This window comes from Streptomyces fulvorobeus (assembly GCF_013167895.1).
GTDB lineage: Bacteria > Actinomycetota > Actinomycetes > Streptomycetales > Streptomycetaceae > Streptomyces > Streptomyces fulvorobeus.
Genome location: NZ_BLWC01000001.1, coordinates 2738551 through 2753995 on the forward strand (window position 1 = coordinate 2738551; position 15445 = coordinate 2753995).

Sequence of the window (15445 nt, forward strand, 5' to 3'; positions counted from 1 at the left end):
GCGGGGGCGAGGCGGCACCCGGACGCACCGCGCACCGCCTCGCCCCTGAGGGCTGTCCCGCTAGGCGCCGAACGCCTTCGACTTGCCCTTCACCGGCTTCGCCCCCGCCAGCAGATGCGCCGGTACGAGATCCCGGGCCGGCTCCGAGTACGCGACCGACACGATCTTGTCGCCCAGGTACGTGAAGCTGGTCAGCGAGGCCAGCGTGCACTGCCGCCGCCGCGGGTCGTGCCACAGCCTGCGGCGTTCCACGAAGCTCCGCACGATCCAGATCGGCAGCTGGTGGCTGACGCACACCGCCTCGTGGCCGCGCGCGGCGTCCCGCGCCGCGTCCAGGGCACCCATCATCCGTACGACCTGCTCGACGTACGGCTCGCCCCAGGACGGGGTGAACGGGTTGGTCAGGTGCCTCCAGTTCCCCGGCCTGCGCAGCGCCCCGTCACCGACCCCGAAGGTCTTGCCCTCGAAGACGTTGGCCGCCTCGATGAGGCGCTCGTCGGTGGCCGTCTCCAGGCCGTGCGAGGAGGCGACCGGCGCGGCCGTCTCCTGGGCCCGCTCCAGCGGGGAGGAGGCGACGTGGGTGATGTCACGCTTGCCCAGGTGCTCGGCGACCCGGTCGGCCATCTGCTGCCCCAGCTCGGAGAGGTGGTAGCCGGTGCGCCGCCCGTAGAGCACGCCGTCCGGGTTGTGCACCTCTCCGTGGCGTACGAGGTGCACCACGGTCTTCTCCTCGCGGCTCGCGTCCCCGCTCATGCGGTGGCCTCCGCCGCGGCGCGCGCGGCGGCCGGCAGGGCGGCCGCGACGCGCTCGACGGCCGCCGTGTCGTGCGCGGTCGAGACGAACCAGGACTCGAAGGCGGACGGCGGCAGGTAGACGCCCTGCGCCAGCATCGAGTGGAAGAAGGCGGTGAAGCGGAAGGCTTCCTGCTTCTTCGCGTCCTCGTAGTCGCGGACCGGCTGATCGGTGAAGAAGACGGAGAACATGTTGCTCGCCGCCGACACCGTGTGGGCGACGCCCTCCTTGGTGAGCGCCTCGCCCACCAGCCCGCGCAGCTCGGCGGAGACCGCGTCGATCCTCGTGTACGCGGCGTCGTCCAGCAGCCGGAGCTGGGCGAGCCCGGCGGCGGTCGCGACCGGGTTCCCGGAGAGCGTGCCCGCCTGGTAGACGGGACCGGCCGGGGCGAGGTGCGCCATGACGTCGGCGCGCCCGCCGAAGGCGGCGGCGGGGAAGCCGCCGCCCATGACCTTGCCGAAGGTCATCAGGTCCGGGCGGACCCCGTCGACGCCGTACCAGCCGGCCTTGGAGGTGCGGAAGCCCGTCATGACCTCGTCGGAGATGTACAGCGCGCCGTTGGCCGCGCAGATCTCCTTGAGCCCGGCGTTGAAGCCATCCATGGGCGGTACGACGCCCATGTTGCCGGGCGCGGCCTCGGTGATCACGCAGGCGATCTCCCCGGGCCGCGCGGCGAACGCGGCCCGCACGGCCTCCAGGTCGTTGTACGGCAGCACGATCGTGTCGCCGGCCTGGGCACCCGTGACGCCGGGGGTGTCGGGCAGGCCGAGGGTGGCGACACCGGAACCGGCGGCGGCCAGCAGCGCGTCGACGTGCCCGTGGTAGCACCCGGCGAACTTCACGATCTTCGCGCGGCCGGTGAACCCGCGGGCCAGCCGGATCGCGGACATGGTCGCCTCGGTGCCGGACGACACCAGCCGCACCTGCTCCACCGGCTCGATCCGCGCGACGATCTCCTCGCCGAGCGCGACCTCGCCCTCACCCGGCGTACCGAACGAGGTGCCCCTGGTGACCGCGTCCTGGACAGCCGCGATGACCTCGGGGTGGGAATGGCCGAGAATCATCGGTCCCCACGAGCAGACGAGGTCGACATACTCGCGACCGTCGGCGTCGGTGAGGTACGGACCCGTACCGGACACCATGAACCTGGGCGTACCGCCCACGGCCCGGAAGGCTCGTACGGGAGAGTTCACGCCGCCGGGCGTCACGACGGACGCACGGTCGAACAGCGACTGCGAAACTGGGGCTTCGTATGAATACGCCACTTTGGTCCTGATCTGCGATTCGGGGGCGGGAGGCCGGGCCGGAAGTCCTGGCCATCGGTGAGCAAGGAGCGCACTCTCCTCGTATCACGAAAGGGCGTCAGCCCCCTCGCGTCTGCGAAACTGGGGCGTCATTAGGAAAAGCTCACACATGCCATGGTGTCAGAGGCCCGGACGGTCTTGCGGACAGGTGTTTCACCGCGCGCCCGTGGGGGAGGTCACTGAGACGATGATCGGGTTGCGCGGCCGGCGTTGCGTCTCCTAAGAAGTAGTCGGGTGGATGAGATATGCATCGCGGTGGCGGAGTGGGCGAAGGGATGGACGACCTGGGGCCCGAGCCTGCCCGACGAGGGCGGCACCGGCGCGAGGCGGAACGCGTGCAGGGTGCGCAGGCAGGGAACGCGAGAGGTCCCGGAAGCAGGAGCAGTGGCCGCGTGGGGGTGACCTACAAGTACTTCGGGGCCCCCGACGGGGCCACGGCAGCACGCGTACCCATTTCGATGCGCCCCGAGGAGCTCGGCGGTGACGAGCTCGGCATGGGCGGCATGTTCACGAAGATCAAGCCGGAGACGGTGGCGGCGATGGTCCTCACCGGCATACAGGGCATACCCCTGCACAAGGTCCCCCCGCTCGAACTGGTCGTCCTGCACCCGGACTACGCGGTGGTCAAGCTGCCCATGACGGTCGTCGACCCCCTGCGCGACGTGGGCGAGGAGTCGGTCGGCGCGGCGGCCTTCATCTGGTCGACGGTCCCGGACCGGGGCGGCCCCCGCGACGCGTACAACGTCTACCAGCTGCTCCACGAGTGGCAGGACTTCTCCTACCGGCTGCACGACGCGGGGCACCAGGCGTACTGCCTGGTGTGGCCCTGAGCCCGGAGCCGCACCGCCCGCCCCGCGACTGGGCTCCCCCTTCCGGCCCGGGACCAGTTGATTCGACGTGTGTCAACATAGACGCATGTCGAACACGAAGGCGTCGCCCCTGCTGGAGTCACCGGTCGCGCCGTGCTGCCCGCCCTTCTCGGAGCGCCCGCTGACCGCCGAGGAGTCCGTCCGCACGGCCACGATGTTCAAGGCGCTCGGCGACCCGGTGCGGCTGCGCCTCTTCTCGATGGTGGCGTCCCACGAGGGCGGCGAGGCGTGCGTCTGCGACATCTCCGACGTCGGGGTCTCCCAGCCGACCGTCTCCCACCACCTCAAGAAGCTCAAGGAAGCGGGTCTGCTCACCTCCGAGCGGCGCGGCACCTGGGTCTACTACCGGGTCGAGCCTTCCGTGGTCGCCGCGATGGGGCAGCTGTTGACCCCGAAGGGGTGAAGCCGCGTTCACCGCTCCCTGGAGGCTCGGGGACGGCGCCTGGTACACGACCTCGCCTGACGCCGGCGCGCCGCACCTGCGGGCGCTGCGCACTCCTCGGTCCTGAGCCGGACGCACCCGCCCATTGGGCTCTATCCGGCCACTTGTTGGCGGAAGTTACCTCTTCAGCCCATCCACCGAACGTGCCGATGTATCAATCACCGACACCGAGGGGACCCATCGTGCGCGACGTCCTGGCGACACTTGCCGTTCCCGTGCTGGTCCTCGTGAGCGGCGTCTACGCGGTGTGCGCCGGCTGGTGGCGGCGCCGTCACCCCGCGCCGCCCTCCCCGTACACCCGTCAAGCGCTGCGGCTGGCCGAGCGCGCGACGCTGGACCGGGCCGAGGACATCGTCGACGGGGCGTACGGGAGCCTGGCACCCCTCTACGGCGCCGCCCAGCCGCACCCCCGCCGCCCCGCCCCGCTGTCAGTGCCCCGCTCTACAGTTTTCGCATGGAGAGCACCGTGTCACCACAGCACGCCCCGGACCGGCCCGCCGCCCCGGTCCGGATCGTCCCCTGGTCCCAGGGGGACCTGGAACTGCTCCACCGGGCCAACGCACCGGAGCTGATGGATCACCTCGGCGGACCCGAGAGCGATGAGCAGCTGGCGCTCCGCCACGCCCGCTACACCCTGCTGAGCGCGGACCGCACGGGCAAGGGCCGCATGTACCGCGTCGTCCTGGCCGCCGACGGTGAGGACGCGGGCACGATCGGCTTCTGGCAGCGCACCTGGCAGGGCCAGGAGGTGTACGAGACGGGCTGGGCCGTCCTCCCCGGCTTCCAGGGCCTCGGCGTCGCGACCGCGGCGACGAGGGCGGTCGCCGCGGCGGCACGGGCCGAGCGCAGGCACCGCTACCTGCACGCCTACCCGTCCGTGGAGAACGGCGCGTCCAACGCGGTGTGCCGGAAGGCCGGCTTCGAGCTGCGGGGCACCTGCGAGCTGGAGTACCCGCCCGGCAACCCGATGCGGTCGAACGACTGGCGGCTGGACCTGGGCCCGGTGGACACCCCTGATGGCATCCTGACGGGGTGAACGGACCGGAGATCGGCCGCGACTGAGCGGCGGGTGCTGCTCTCCCGGGACCGGGGGCTGCTGCGCCGACGCGAGATCTGGGCGGGGGCGTATGTCCACAGCGACCGTCCGCAGGCCCAGCTCCGTGACGTACTCGGCCGCTTCGCACCGGTCCTCGCGCCGTGGACGCGGTGCACCGCGTGCAACGGGACGCTGGTGGACGCTGACAAGAGCGCGGTGAGCGGACGGCTGGAGCACGGCACGCAGCAGTCCTACGACGTGTTCGCCCGGTGCGCCGCGTGTGACCGGGTGTACTGGCGGGGAGCGCACCACGCGCGCCTGGAGACCATCGTCGCGGACGCCGTCCGCGAGTTCGGCGGACTTGGCACCGGGGCCCCGGCCTCCCGGTCCGACAACGCCGCCCCGGGCCGTTAGCGCGGTCCCGGGCCGGTAGCACCGTCCGACCCCGGTGGCACCGCCGGACACCTCAGAACGCGTACGCGTCCCCGGTGGCAGGCGCCAGCACCTCGTGCTCGTTGTTCCGCGGCGCCCGGTCGCGCACACCGCCGCTCCACACCGTGTCGACCCGCATGACCACCTCGGCGGGCCGGGACCCGAGCCGCAGATCCAGAGCGGCCCGGCGGATCTCCCCGTCCGCCGGCAACGGCCCCATCCGGCACAGCACCGTGCTGCGACCGCCCCGGAGGCAGCCCTGAGGCAGCCCCTGACTGCCCGCCAGGGGTGCGGAGAACCGCAGGCGCACCGTGACGTCCGCCAGATCCCACGGACCGCTGTTGGCACTCTCCAGCCGGACACCGAGCCGGTCCTCCCAGAGGGAGACGTGCCCGTGATGGGACACATCGGCCTCCGGCGCCAGGCCCGGCGCCACGGCCGGGACCACGGGCCGGGCCGCGGCCGGCGATCCGGCCCCCCACAACCCGGTCGCCGCCATCGCCACCGCGGCGGACACCCCCAGCAGAGCTCTACGCGTCGCTACCATGCGGTGAACATACCGATCACCCCCAATCGTCCGTATTTGCTGACCGGTTCGACGCGCCTCACCCCACCCGCACGGCCCACCGGACCCCGGCGTGAAACGCTCCTGTCATGCTCCTCGCACGCTCCGTCGCCCTCTTCGCCGTCGCCGCGCTCCTGGAGATCGGCGGGGCCTGGCTCGTCTGGCAGGGGGTCCGAGGCGGCGAGACGCACGGCGGGCGCGGCTGGGCCTGGATCGGCGCCGGCGTCATCGCCCTCGGCCTCTACGGCTTCGTGGCGACGCTCCAGCCGGACGGTGAGTTCGGCCGCATCCTCGCGGCGTACGGCGGCGTGTTCGTCGCCGGTTCGATCGCCTGGGGGATGGTCGCCGACGGGTACCGCCCGGACCGCTGGGACGTGACCGGCGCACTCGTCTGCCTGGCCGGCATGGCACTGATCATGTACGCGCCCCGCGGCCGGTAGCCCTCTCCTCCACCGGGGGCCCCAGAGCCGGTAGCCCCCTCCCCCACCGCCCCGCCGGCCTGCCTATCCTTGGCCCGTACCGCTCAGCCGTCCGAGGAGATCGCCATGGCCGCCACCCCCATCGCCGTCGTCACCGGCGCGAGCAGCGGCATCGGTGCCGCGACGGCCCGGCAGCTCGCCGCCGCCGGCTTCCGTGTCGTGCTCACCGCCCGCCGCGAGGACCGCATCGAGGCGCTCGCCGCGGAGATCATTGAAGCGGGGCACGAGGCGACGGCGTACGCGCTCGACGTCACCGACCGCGCAGCGGTCGACGAGTTCGCCACGGCCTTCCGCTCACTCGCCGTCCTCGTCAACAACGCGGGCGGCGCGCTCGGCGCGGACCCCGTCGCCACCGGCGACCCCGCGGACTGGCGCCAGATGTACGAGACGAACGTCATCGGCACCCTCAACGTGACCCAGGCCCTGCTGCCCGCCCTCACGGCGAGCGGCGACGGCACGGTCGTGATCCTGTCCTCCACCGCTGCCCTCTCCTCCTACGAGGGCGGCGGCGGCTACGTGGCGGCCAAGCACGGCGAGCACGTCCTCGCCGAGACCCTCCGCCTGGAGATCGTCGGCACCCCGGTCCGCGTCATCGAGGTCGCCCCCGGCATGGTCAGGACCGAGGAGTTCGCCACGACCCGCTTCCGCGGCGACACGGAGAAGGCGGCCAAGGTGTACGCGGGCGTCGACGCCCCCCTCACCGCGTCCGACGTGGCCGACACGATCACCTGGGCCGTCACCCGCCCCAGCCACGTCAACATCGACCTCCTGGTGGTCCGCCCCCGCGCCCAGGCTTCCAACACCAAGATCCACCGCACCCTCTGACCGCACGCCCCGACGCGAGGGAGCCCCGGACCGCCTGCGGCCCGGGGCTCAGCTGTGCCGCCGCGCGGGGCTCACCCCTTCACACACACGACCTGCTTCAGCTTGGCGACGACCTCGACCAGATCCCGCTGCTGCTCCATGACCTGCTCGATCGGCTTGTACGCCGCCGGGATCTCGTCCACGACGCCGGAGTCCTTGCGGCACTCCACGCCCCGCGTCTGGTCCTCCAGGTCCCGTGTCGTGAAGCGCCGCTTCGCCGCGTTCCGGCTCATCCGCCGGCCGGCGCCGTGCGAGGCCGAGTTGAACGACTTCTCGCTCCCGAGGCCCTTCACGATGTACGAGCCCGTCCCCATGGAACCGGGGATGATCCCGTAGTCCCCCGAACCGGCGCGGATCGCCCCCTTGCGGGTGACCAGCAGGTCCATGCCCTCGTACCGCTCCTCCGCCACGTAGTTGTGGTGGCAGCTGATCTCTTGCTCGAAGTCGACCCCGGCCTTCTTGAACTCCTTGCGGACGACGTCCTTGAGGAGCCCCATCATGATCGCGCGGTTGTACTTCGCGTACTCCTGCGCCCAGAACAGGTCGTTGCGGTACGCGGCCATCTGCGGGGTCCCCGAGACGAAGACCGCCAGATCCCGGTCGATCAGACCTTGGTTGTGCGGCAGGCCCTGCGCGACACCGATGTGGTGATCGGCCAGCTCCTTACCGATGTTCCGCGAGCCGGAGTGGAGCATCAGCCATACGGCACCGTCCGTATCGATGCACACTTCGCAGAAGTGGTTTCCGGAGCCGAGCGTGCCCATCTGCTTCGTAGCCCGTTCCTGACGGAATCTGACCGCGTCGGCGATCCCGTCGAACCGGCCCCAGAAGTCGTCCCAGCCCGCCGTGGGGAAGCCGTGCAGCTTCCTCGGCTCGACCATCTCGTCGTGCATGCCCCGGCCCACCGGAATGGCCTGCTCGATCTTCGACCGGAGCCGCGAGAGATCACCCGGCAGGTCGTTGGCCGTCAGGGACGTCTTCACCGCCGACATCCCGCAGCCGATGTCCACGCCCACCGCGGCGGGACAGACCGCGCCGTGCATGGCGATCACCGAACCCACGGTCGCGCCCTTGCCGTAGTGGACGTCCGGCATGACCGCGAGACCCTTGATCCAGGGCAGCGTGGCGACGTTGCGGAGCTGCTGCATCGCCCCGTCCTCGACCGACGCCGGATCGGCCCACATCCGGATCGGAACCTGCGCCCCCGGCACCTCTACATACGACATAACTCCTCTATTCCCCCGGAAAGTCTGAAAGCGCAAAACTGGCGCCAAGATCGGCAAACGCGTCAGCCGACCGGCATGCGCAGCGGCGCGTGCGATACACATTGTGTCCACCGGCCGCCAACGGGCGGCAACCTGTTTTCGTACCGAAGGGAGCCTGGGAGCGTGCGACACATGGCGTATGTACCCGGCGTCGCGCTCCTGGCAGCGCTGGCCGCCGGCTGTAGCGCGGGCTCGGACGGCACCGCGTCCGACGCGGACAGCAAGGCGGGCAGCCCCCTGGTCCCGGCCGCGCCGCCCGGCAGATACCGCACCCTGCCCGAACCGTGCCGCGCGGTTCCGCTCGCCACTCTCAGGGACCTCCTGCCGGGCGCCGCCGAACTGCCCGAGGACCAGCGGGAGAAGGTGTACGAGGGCACTGCCGCCGTCACCTACGACACCGACCGCAAGGTCGGCTGCCGCTGGAAGGCCGACTCCCCGGACATGTCCCGGAACCTCGTCATCGACTTCGAGCGCGTGGTGTCCTACGACCCCGCGGTGAGCGACGACACGCTGGCCGGCGAGGTCTACACGAGGAAGGAGAGCGCGGCCGGCCTCTCCCCCGCCGCGACGCCCGGCGCCGGGAAGAGCGCGGGTACGGCCACCCCCACCGACAGCACGGGCAGCGCAGGCAGCACCGGCACCTCTCCCACCACGGACACCCCCGAGACCTCTCCCGCTCCCGGCACCCCCGGCGCCCCCTCAGAGGGTCTCGAAGCGCGCGTCCTGGACAATCTGGGCGACACGGCCTTCCTGGACGATGTCCTCACCCGGGCGGGTTCCACCGCACAGCACCGCACGGTGAGCGTGGTGTTCCGCACATCGAACGTCATCGTGACCGTCCGGTACGCCGAGCAGCCGACCCTCGTCACCAAGGTCCCCGACAGCAGGGAACTACAGGAAAAGGCCCGGGCACTGGCCCGGAAGCTGGCCGAGACGCTCAGCGAGTGACCGCGGTCCGGCGGCCGGGACCGCGCCCCGCCCACCCCGGCGGGTCCGGCGGCCGAGGCGGCATCCGTCCACCGTCCGTCGTACCGTGGCCCTTCGGACCATCCGCACGGCCGTCCGCCGGACGACCGGCCCGCCCGACCCGCACGCCCCGCCCGACCCGCACGCCCCGCCCGACCCGCACGCCCCGCCCGACCGAAGACCCGCACGAGACCGCCGTGCCATCCGAGTGAAGGAACCATGCACCGATCAGCCCCGCGACTGTCCCGCATACTCGCCTGCGCCGCCGTCCCGGTGATGCTCGTCGTCGCCGGCTGCTCGTCGGACGACGGCAAGGAGAAGGCGGAGTCCGCCGCCGCCTCCGCCTCGGCGAGCGCGAAGCCGACGGCTCCGGTCGTCGAGCCCGCGAAGTTCTCCGAGCTGCCCGACCCGTGCAAGGCACTCGCGAAGAAGACCGTCTCGTCCCTGGTCCCCAAGGCCAAGGCCAAGGGCGGCACAGCCGGCAGGTCGAGCGACGTCAACGCCCGCGCCGGGTGCTCCTGGAACGGCCTCGACGACAACGGCGTCAAGGGCTCGCAGTACCGCTGGCTCGACGTGGGCTTCACCCGCTTCGACTCGGACCAGTCGCTCGGCAGCGGCGCCGAGCGTGCGACGGAGGACTACTCGAAGCAGGTCGCCAAGGCCCAGGCCACCGAGGGCGCGAAGAAGCTCAGCTCCGCGGCCGTCGACGGCATCGGCGAGCAGGCCACCGCCGTCACGTACGACCTCACCAAGACGAGCGAGGACTTCGAGTACGCGACGGTCGTCGCCCGCACGGGGAACGTCGTCGTCACCCTCACCTACAACGGCGCCGGTTACGCGGGCGCCAAGGCGCCGTCCGCGGCCGACATCCTGAAGGGTGCCGAGAAGGCGGCGAAGGAGGCGGTCGCCTCGGTCGCCACCGCCAACGCGGCCCCGGCGGCCGACAAGGACACGGGCTCCTCCGCCCCCAAGGTCCCGGCCACGGGCAAGTCGTCCGCCAAGCCGGCCACGCCGTCCGCCAAGCCGTCCAAGTCCTCCGCCAAGTCGACGGCCAGGTCCTAGCCGGCGCCGCACTCCGGCGAGGCCCAACCCCCTTGCCGCAGAAGCCTGTTGGAAGCCCGGCCTCCCCTGGAGGGCCGGGCTTCCCCCCTCCCCGCGCAACAACTGCCCGGCGTGTGTGCCAGGCTGTGCCCTCGCCGGGCGTCCGAAGTCGGGCGGCCGGGCAGCAGCCCAGGACAGAGAGTCGGAGAGGGGATCGCGCGTGGCCGCGATGCAGCTGACACGCACGCACCGGATACTCATCGGAGTCGTCGTCGCCGGTGCGGTGCTCATCGCCGCGATCGGATTCGCCGGTTCGTACGCGGCCGTCCGTGAGCTGGCCGTGGAGAAGGGCTTCGGCTCGTTCTCCTACGTCTTCCCGATCGGCATCGACGCGGGCATCTGCGTCCTGCTCGCCCTCGACCTGCTGCTGACGTGGATGCGCATCCCGTTCCCGCTGCTGCGCCAGACCGCCTGGCTGCTGACCGCCGCGACGATCGCCTTCAACGGCGCCGCGGCCTGGCCCGACCCCCTGGGCACGGGCATGCACGCGGTGATCCCGATCCTGTTCGTCGTCTCCGTCGAGGCCGCCCGCCACGCCGTGGGCCGGATCGCGGACATCACGGCCGACAAGCACATGGAAGGCGTACGCCTCACCCGCTGGCTGCTCTCCCCGATACCCACGTTCAAGCTGTGGCGCCGGATGAAGCTGTGGGAGCTGCGCAGTTACGAGCAGGTCATCAAGCTCGAACAGGACCGGCTGATATACCAGGCCCGCCTCCAGGCCCGGTACGGCCGCGGCTGGCGCCGCAAGGCCCCCATCGAGTCACTGATGCCGCTGCGCCTGGCGAAGTACGGCGTCCCGCTCGCCGAGACCGCCCCGGCGGGACTCGCCGCCGCGGGCATCGAACCGGCCCTGCTGCCGCCGGTCGCGCCCGCCCAGCCCAAGGCCGAACTCCCGTACACCCCGCCCCAGAACCACCACGAGCAGCACGAGCACCAGCAGGGCAACGACCCGGAGTCCGAGCGAGGCCGGGACAACGGTCCCGCACAGGGCCATCAGCAGGACTTCGAGCAGCCTCAGCCCCACGAGCAGCACCCGCAACAGCAGCAGTCGCAACTCAGTCACGAGAGCCCCTGGTTCGCGGCACCCCAGGTGCCGGAGGGCGCGTACGAGGGTGCGTACAACCCGCAGTACGTCGAAGGTCTCGAACCCACCCCGGTCATGATCCCCTCGGGCCCCGCCGGCCGCACCCGGCCCCTCGGTGACGTGGGCACGATCGGCGCGGTCCCGCATCCCCGCGCTGCCCAGCCCCAGTCCGCGCCTCAGCCCGCGCCGCAGCAGCCGCAGGAACCCCAGCAGGACCCGCTGGAGTGGGCGCAGGAGGACGAGGCGTTCGCCGACATCGCGTACGAGGCGTTCTCGGCCTTCGTGCAGCAGAACAACGACTACCCGAGCGTCGAGGCCCTGGACATATACGTCGCGGACAGCCGCGACATCCGCCACCCGCGCAGCGCCGCTCTGATCCGCCGCCTGATGCCGGAGTTCAAGAACCGCCACCACTCGCTGCTCGCCGAGGACCACATCGCGTAAGCCACACGCACCGCGCACGACGACGGAGGGCCGTCACCCGCATCCCGGGTGACGGCCCTCCGCTCCCACACCTCGCGCACCTACGCGCCGAGCAGCCTGCGCACCCGGTCCGCCCCCACCGCGAGCAGCAGCGTGGGCAGCCGCGGCCCGGTGTCGCGGCTGACCAGCAGCCGGTACAGCAGCGCGAAGAACGACCGCTGGGCCACCTTCAGCTCGGGGGTCGGCCTCGCGTCCGCCTCCAGTCCGGCCAGCACCTTCGGTACGCCGTAGACGAGCGTGGTCAGCCCGTCGAGCGACCAGTGCGAGTCCAGCCCTTCCAGGAGGAGCCGCAGCGACTCGCGCCCCTGCTCGTCCAGCGAGCCGAGGAGTTCCTTGTCCGGCTCGTCGCGGACGATGGTGCGCGCCTCGGCCGGGACCTGGCTGGTGATCCAGTCCTCGGCGCGGTCCAGGCGGGGCCGCACCTCGTCCAGCGAGGTCAGCGGGGTCTCCGGGTCCAGCTCGCTCAGGATGCGGAGCGTCTGGTCCTCGGCTCCGGCCGTGATGTCGGCGACCGAGGCGAGGGTGCGGTACGGCAGGGGGCGCGGGGTGGCCGGCAGCTCACCGGCGGCCGTGCCCACGGCCCGGGCGTACGCCGCCGCGTCGGCCGGCAGCACGGAGCCTTCGGCGACCTTGCGCGCCAGCGAGTCCCACTCGTCGTACAGCCGCTGGATCTCCTGGTCGAAGGCGATCTTGAAGGACTGGTTGGGCTTGCGGCGCGCGTACAGCCAGCGCAGCAGCGGCGCTTCCATGATCTTCAGCGCGTCGGCGGGCGTCGGGACGCCGCCCTTGCTGGAGGACATCTTCGCCATGCCGGAGATCCCGACGAACGCGTACATCGGTCCGATCGGCTGGACGCCGCCGAAGACCTCGCGCACGATCTGGCCGCCGACGACGAACGAGGAGCCGGGCGAGGAGTGGTCGACACCGCTCGGCTCGAAGATCACGCCTTCGAACGCCCAGCGCATCGGCCAGTCGACCTTCCAGACCAGCTTGCCGCGGTTGAACTCGCTCAGCCGGACGGTCTCCGCGAACCCGCAGGCCGAGCAGGTGTAGTTCAGCTCGGTGCTGTCGTCGTCGTAGGAGGTGACGACGGTGAGGTCCTTCTCGCAGTTGCCGCAGTAGGGCTTGTACGGGAAGTAGCCGGCGGTGTTGCCGCTGCCGTCGTCCTCCTCCGCCGCGCCGGAGCCCTCGGCGGCCTCCAGCTCGGCCTCGTCGGCCTTCTTCTGCTGCTGCGGCTTCCTGCCGCCCTTGGCCGCCGCGCCCGGGTCCTTCTTCGTCCGGTAGCGGTCCAGGACCGCGTCGATGTCACCGCGGTGCTTCATCGCGTGCAGGATCTGCTCGCGGTAGGTGCCCGCGAGGTACTGCTCGGTCTGGCTGATCGCGTCGTACTCGACACCCAGTTCCTCCAGCGCCCCGGTCATGGCCGCCTTGAAGTGCTCGGCCCAGTTCGGGTACGCGGAGCCCGCCGGGGCGGGCACCGACGTCAGCGGCTTGCCGATGTGCTCGGCCCAGGTCTCGTCCACGCCGGGGACGCCGGCCGGCACCTTGCGGTAGCGGTCGTAGTCGTCCCAGGAGATCAGGTGCCGGACGGTGAGGCCCCGGCGGCGGATCTCGTCGGCGACCAGGTGCGGGGTCATCACCTCGCGGAGGTTGCCGAGGTGGATGGGGCCGGAGGGGGACAGACCGGAGGCGACGACGACCGGTTTGCCAGGTGCACGACGCTCCGATTCGGCGATGACATCGTCCGCGAAGCGGGAGACCCAGTCGGTCTCGGTGCTGGTCTGACTCTCGGCCACGGTCGGCACGTCCTTCTCTCACGTAGGTCCCGTCGGGGGGCGCCGCCCATTCTCCCAGGTACCGGCGACAGCGCGAAAACGGCTTTCCCCCGCGTGGGATACTTGGCCGATCCCCTGTACCCCTACGGAAACGGCAGCCAGCTGATGGCCTCGGTCACTTCCCTCGCTTCCACGCTCCAGCAGCAGCTGGCGGACGCCCTGACGGCAGCACTGCCGGATGCCGGCACCGCGGACCCGCTGCTGCGCCGAAGCGACCGGGCCGACTTCCAGGCCAACGGCGTCCTCGCGCTCGCCAAGAAGCTCAAGGGCAATCCGCGCGAACTCGCCTCCCAGGTCACGGCAGCCCTCCCGGCGGGCGGTCCGGTCAAGGACATCGAGGTGTCGGGCCCCGGCTTCCTCAACATCACCCTGACGGACCGGGCGATCACCGAGACGCTCGCCGCCCGCGCCTCGGACGGCGAGGGCCGCCTCGGCGTCCCGTCCGCCGCGGACCCGGGCACGACGGTCATCGACTACGCCCAGCCGAACGTGGCGAAGGAGATGCACGTCGGCCACCTGCGGTCGGCCGTCATCGGCGACGCGATGGTGCGGATTCTGGAGTTCACCGGCGAGAACGTGGTCCGGCGCCACCACATCGGCGACTGGGGCACCCAGTTCGGCATGCTCATCCAGTACCTGACCGAGCACCCGCACGAGCTGGACCGCCGGGACGGCGCCGACGACGGCGAGGCCGCCATGTCGTCGCTGAACCGCCTCTACAAGGCGTCGCGGGTCCTCTTCGACTCCGACGAGGAGTTCAAGGCCCGCTCCAGGGACCGGGTCGTGGCGCTCCAGGCGGGCGATCCGCAGACGCTGGCCATGTGGCAGCGCTTCGTGGACGAGTCGAAGATCTACTTCTACTCCGTCTTCGACAAGCTCGACATGGACATCCACGACCCCGACGTGGTCGGCGAGTCCGGCTACAACGACATGCTTGAGGAGACCTGCCGGATTCTGGAGGAGACGGGCGTCGCCGTCCGCTCCGAGGGCGCGCTGTGCGTGTTCTTCGACGACGTGAAGGGCCCCGACGGCAACAAGGTCCCGCTGATCGTCAAGAAGACCAACGGCGGTTACGGCTACGCGGCCACCGACCTCTCCGCGATCCGCGACCGGGTGCGGAACCTCAAGGCCGACAGCCTGGTGTACGTCGTGGACGCCCGGCAGTCGTTGCACTTCAAGATGGTCTTCGAGACGGCCCGCCGCGCGGGCTGGCTCGGCGAGGGCGTCAAGGCGCACCAGCTGGCCTTCGGCACGGTGCTCGGCAAGGACGGCAAGCCGTTCAAGACCCGTGAGGGCGAGACGGTCCGGCTGGTGGACCTGCTGGACGAGGCGATCGACCGGGCGACCGCGGTGGTCCGGGAGAAGGCCGCGAAGGTCGGCCTCACGGAGGAGGAGATCGTCGAGAACGGCCGGTACGTCGGCATCGGCGCCGTGAAGTACGCCGACCTCTCCACGTCAGCCGTCCGGGACTACAAGTTCGACCTGGACCAGATGGTGTCGCTGAACGGCGACACGTCGGTGTACCTCCAGTACGCGTACGCGCGTATCCGCTCCATCCTGCGCAAGGCGGGCGACGCCCGGCCGGTGGCGCACCCGGAGCTGGAGCTGGCCCCGGCCGAGCGCGCGCTGGGTCTGCACCTGGACCAGTTCGGCGAGGTCCTGGCCGAGGTGGCCGCCGGTTACGAGCCGCACAAGCTGGCCGCGTACCTCTACCAGCTGGCGTCGCTCTACACGACGTTCTACGACCAGTGCCACGTGCTCAGCGAGGACAACCCCGCCGAGGTGGTCGAGAACCGGCTCTTCCTCTGCGACCTGACGGCCCGCACCCTGCACCAGGGGATGGCGCTGCTCGGCATCCGCACGCCCGAGCGCCTCTGAGCGCTCTCGCCCCCCGTCCACGGCGAAGGCCATCAGACGGGGGCGGG

At 71.3% G+C, this 15445-nt stretch carries 14 protein-coding genes and 1 pseudogene; 10 read left to right on the top strand and 5 right to left on the bottom strand.

Features of this window, described 5'->3' with window-relative positions; genetic code table 11:
* Positions 1-60 precede the first annotated feature (60 nt).
* Positions 61-753 carry a histidine phosphatase family protein gene (locus Sfulv_RS12295; protein WP_173313728.1) on the bottom strand — a complete coding sequence of 231 codons (693 nt, stop codon included), beginning with the start codon at positions 751-753 and terminating at the stop codon, positions 61-63.
* Complete coding sequence (hemL, locus tag Sfulv_RS12300; RefSeq protein WP_173313729.1) at positions 750-2057, bottom strand: glutamate-1-semialdehyde 2,1-aminomutase; 1308 nt, start codon at positions 2055-2057, stop codon at positions 750-752. Before hemL ends, Sfulv_RS12295 begins: the two co-directional genes overlap by 4 nt.
* A gap of 284 nt (positions 2058-2341) precedes the next feature.
* Here hemL and Sfulv_RS12305 point away from each other — a divergent pair, with 284 nt between their 5' ends.
* The 4 genes and pseudogenes from Sfulv_RS12305 to Sfulv_RS12320 form a co-directional block, all read left to right on the top strand.
* A complete protein-coding gene (locus tag Sfulv_RS12305) occupies positions 2342-2926 on the top strand; it encodes a hypothetical protein (RefSeq protein WP_173313730.1) in 585 nt (194 codons plus the stop codon).
* Positions 2927-3011: 85 nt separating this feature from the next.
* On the top strand, positions 3012-3368 hold the full coding sequence (locus Sfulv_RS12310) for an ArsR/SmtB family transcription factor (protein ID WP_173313731.1): 357 nt from the start codon (positions 3012-3014) through the stop codon (positions 3366-3368).
* Between the two features lie 493 nt (positions 3369-3861).
* Positions 3862-4443 (top strand): GNAT family N-acetyltransferase, encoded by a 582-nt coding sequence (locus Sfulv_RS12315; RefSeq protein ID WP_173313732.1) that lies wholly within the window; start codon positions 3862-3864, stop codon positions 4441-4443.
* 15 nt (positions 4444-4458) lie between these two features.
* Positions 4459-4857: pseudogene (locus tag Sfulv_RS12320) on the top strand (Mut7-C RNAse domain-containing protein); the annotation flags it as partial.
* 52 nt (positions 4858-4909) lie between these two features.
* Here Sfulv_RS12320 and Sfulv_RS12325 read toward each other — a convergent pair.
* Entirely contained in the window at positions 4910-5422 is a 513-nt protein-coding gene (locus Sfulv_RS12325; RefSeq protein ID WP_173313733.1) for a hypothetical protein, read from the bottom strand.
* Positions 5423-5529: 107 nt separating this feature from the next.
* Here Sfulv_RS12325 and Sfulv_RS12330 point away from each other — a divergent pair, with 107 nt between their 5' ends.
* Entirely contained in the window at positions 5530-5880 is a 351-nt protein-coding gene (locus tag Sfulv_RS12330) for a YnfA family protein (RefSeq protein WP_173313734.1), read from the top strand.
* 105 nt (positions 5881-5985) lie between these two features.
* Complete coding sequence (locus Sfulv_RS12335; protein ID WP_173313735.1) at positions 5986-6744, top strand: SDR family NAD(P)-dependent oxidoreductase; 759 nt, start codon at positions 5986-5988, stop codon at positions 6742-6744.
* Between the two features lie 71 nt (positions 6745-6815).
* Here the strand turns inward: Sfulv_RS12335 and Sfulv_RS12340 are convergent, their stop codons facing one another.
* Positions 6816-8009, bottom strand: coding sequence for an RtcB family protein (locus Sfulv_RS12340; protein ID WP_173313736.1), 1194 nt, complete (start codon positions 8007-8009; stop codon positions 6816-6818).
* A 171-nt stretch (positions 8010-8180) separates the two neighbouring features.
* On the opposite strand from Sfulv_RS12340, the gene Sfulv_RS12345 reads away from it, so the two are divergent.
* From Sfulv_RS12345 to Sfulv_RS12355, 3 genes are all read left to right on the top strand, one after another.
* On the top strand, positions 8181-8996 hold the full coding sequence (locus tag Sfulv_RS12345; protein ID WP_173313737.1) for a DUF3558 domain-containing protein: 816 nt from the start codon (positions 8181-8183) through the stop codon (positions 8994-8996).
* A gap of 237 nt (positions 8997-9233) precedes the next feature.
* Positions 9234-10076, top strand: a complete 843-nt coding sequence (locus Sfulv_RS12350; protein ID WP_173313738.1) for a DUF3558 family protein — start codon at positions 9234-9236, stop codon at positions 10074-10076.
* Positions 10077-10275: 199 nt separating this feature from the next.
* A complete protein-coding gene (locus tag Sfulv_RS12355) occupies positions 10276-11646 on the top strand; it encodes a DUF2637 domain-containing protein (protein ID WP_173313739.1) in 1371 nt (456 codons plus the stop codon).
* Between the two features lie 80 nt (positions 11647-11726).
* On the opposite strand, the gene lysS is transcribed toward Sfulv_RS12355, so the two are convergent.
* Positions 11727-13490 (bottom strand): lysine--tRNA ligase, encoded by a 1764-nt coding sequence (gene lysS, locus Sfulv_RS12360; protein WP_173313740.1) that lies wholly within the window; start codon positions 13488-13490, stop codon positions 11727-11729.
* Between the two features lie 135 nt (positions 13491-13625).
* On the opposite strand from lysS, the gene argS reads away from it, so the two are divergent.
* Entirely contained in the window at positions 13626-15398 is a 1773-nt protein-coding gene (gene argS / locus Sfulv_RS12365; protein WP_173317787.1) for an arginine--tRNA ligase, read from the top strand.
* Positions 15399-15445: the final 47 nt, after the last annotated feature.

Excerpts from the sequence above, each read along its gene's own strand:
- argS (WP_173317787.1), top strand. The coding sequence starts at position 13,626 with ATGGCCTCGGTCACTTCCCTCGCTTCCACGCTCCAGCAGCAGCTGGCG.
- Sfulv_RS12350 (WP_173313738.1), top strand. The coding sequence starts at position 9,234 with ATGCACCGATCAGCCCCGCGACTGTCCCGCATACTCGCCTGCGCCGCC.
- Sfulv_RS12310 (WP_173313731.1), top strand. The coding sequence starts at position 3,012 with ATGTCGAACACGAAGGCGTCGCCCCTGCTGGAGTCACCGGTCGCGCCG.
- Sfulv_RS12325 (WP_173313733.1), bottom strand. The coding sequence starts at position 5,422 with ATGGTAGCGACGCGTAGAGCTCTGCTGGGGGTGTCCGCCGCGGTGGCG.
- Sfulv_RS12330 (WP_173313734.1), top strand. The coding sequence starts at position 5,530 with ATGCTCCTCGCACGCTCCGTCGCCCTCTTCGCCGTCGCCGCGCTCCTG.
- Sfulv_RS12345 (WP_173313737.1), top strand. The coding sequence starts at position 8,181 with ATGGCGTATGTACCCGGCGTCGCGCTCCTGGCAGCGCTGGCCGCCGGC.
- Sfulv_RS12295 (WP_173313728.1), bottom strand. The coding sequence starts at position 753 with ATGAGCGGGGACGCGAGCCGCGAGGAGAAGACCGTGGTGCACCTCGTA.
- Sfulv_RS12305 (WP_173313730.1), top strand. The coding sequence starts at position 2,342 with ATGCATCGCGGTGGCGGAGTGGGCGAAGGGATGGACGACCTGGGGCCC.
- Sfulv_RS12340 (WP_173313736.1), bottom strand. The coding sequence starts at position 8,009 with ATGTCGTATGTAGAGGTGCCGGGGGCGCAGGTTCCGATCCGGATGTGG.
- Sfulv_RS12335 (WP_173313735.1), top strand. The coding sequence starts at position 5,986 with ATGGCCGCCACCCCCATCGCCGTCGTCACCGGCGCGAGCAGCGGCATC.
- Sfulv_RS12315 (WP_173313732.1), top strand. The coding sequence starts at position 3,862 with ATGGAGAGCACCGTGTCACCACAGCACGCCCCGGACCGGCCCGCCGCC.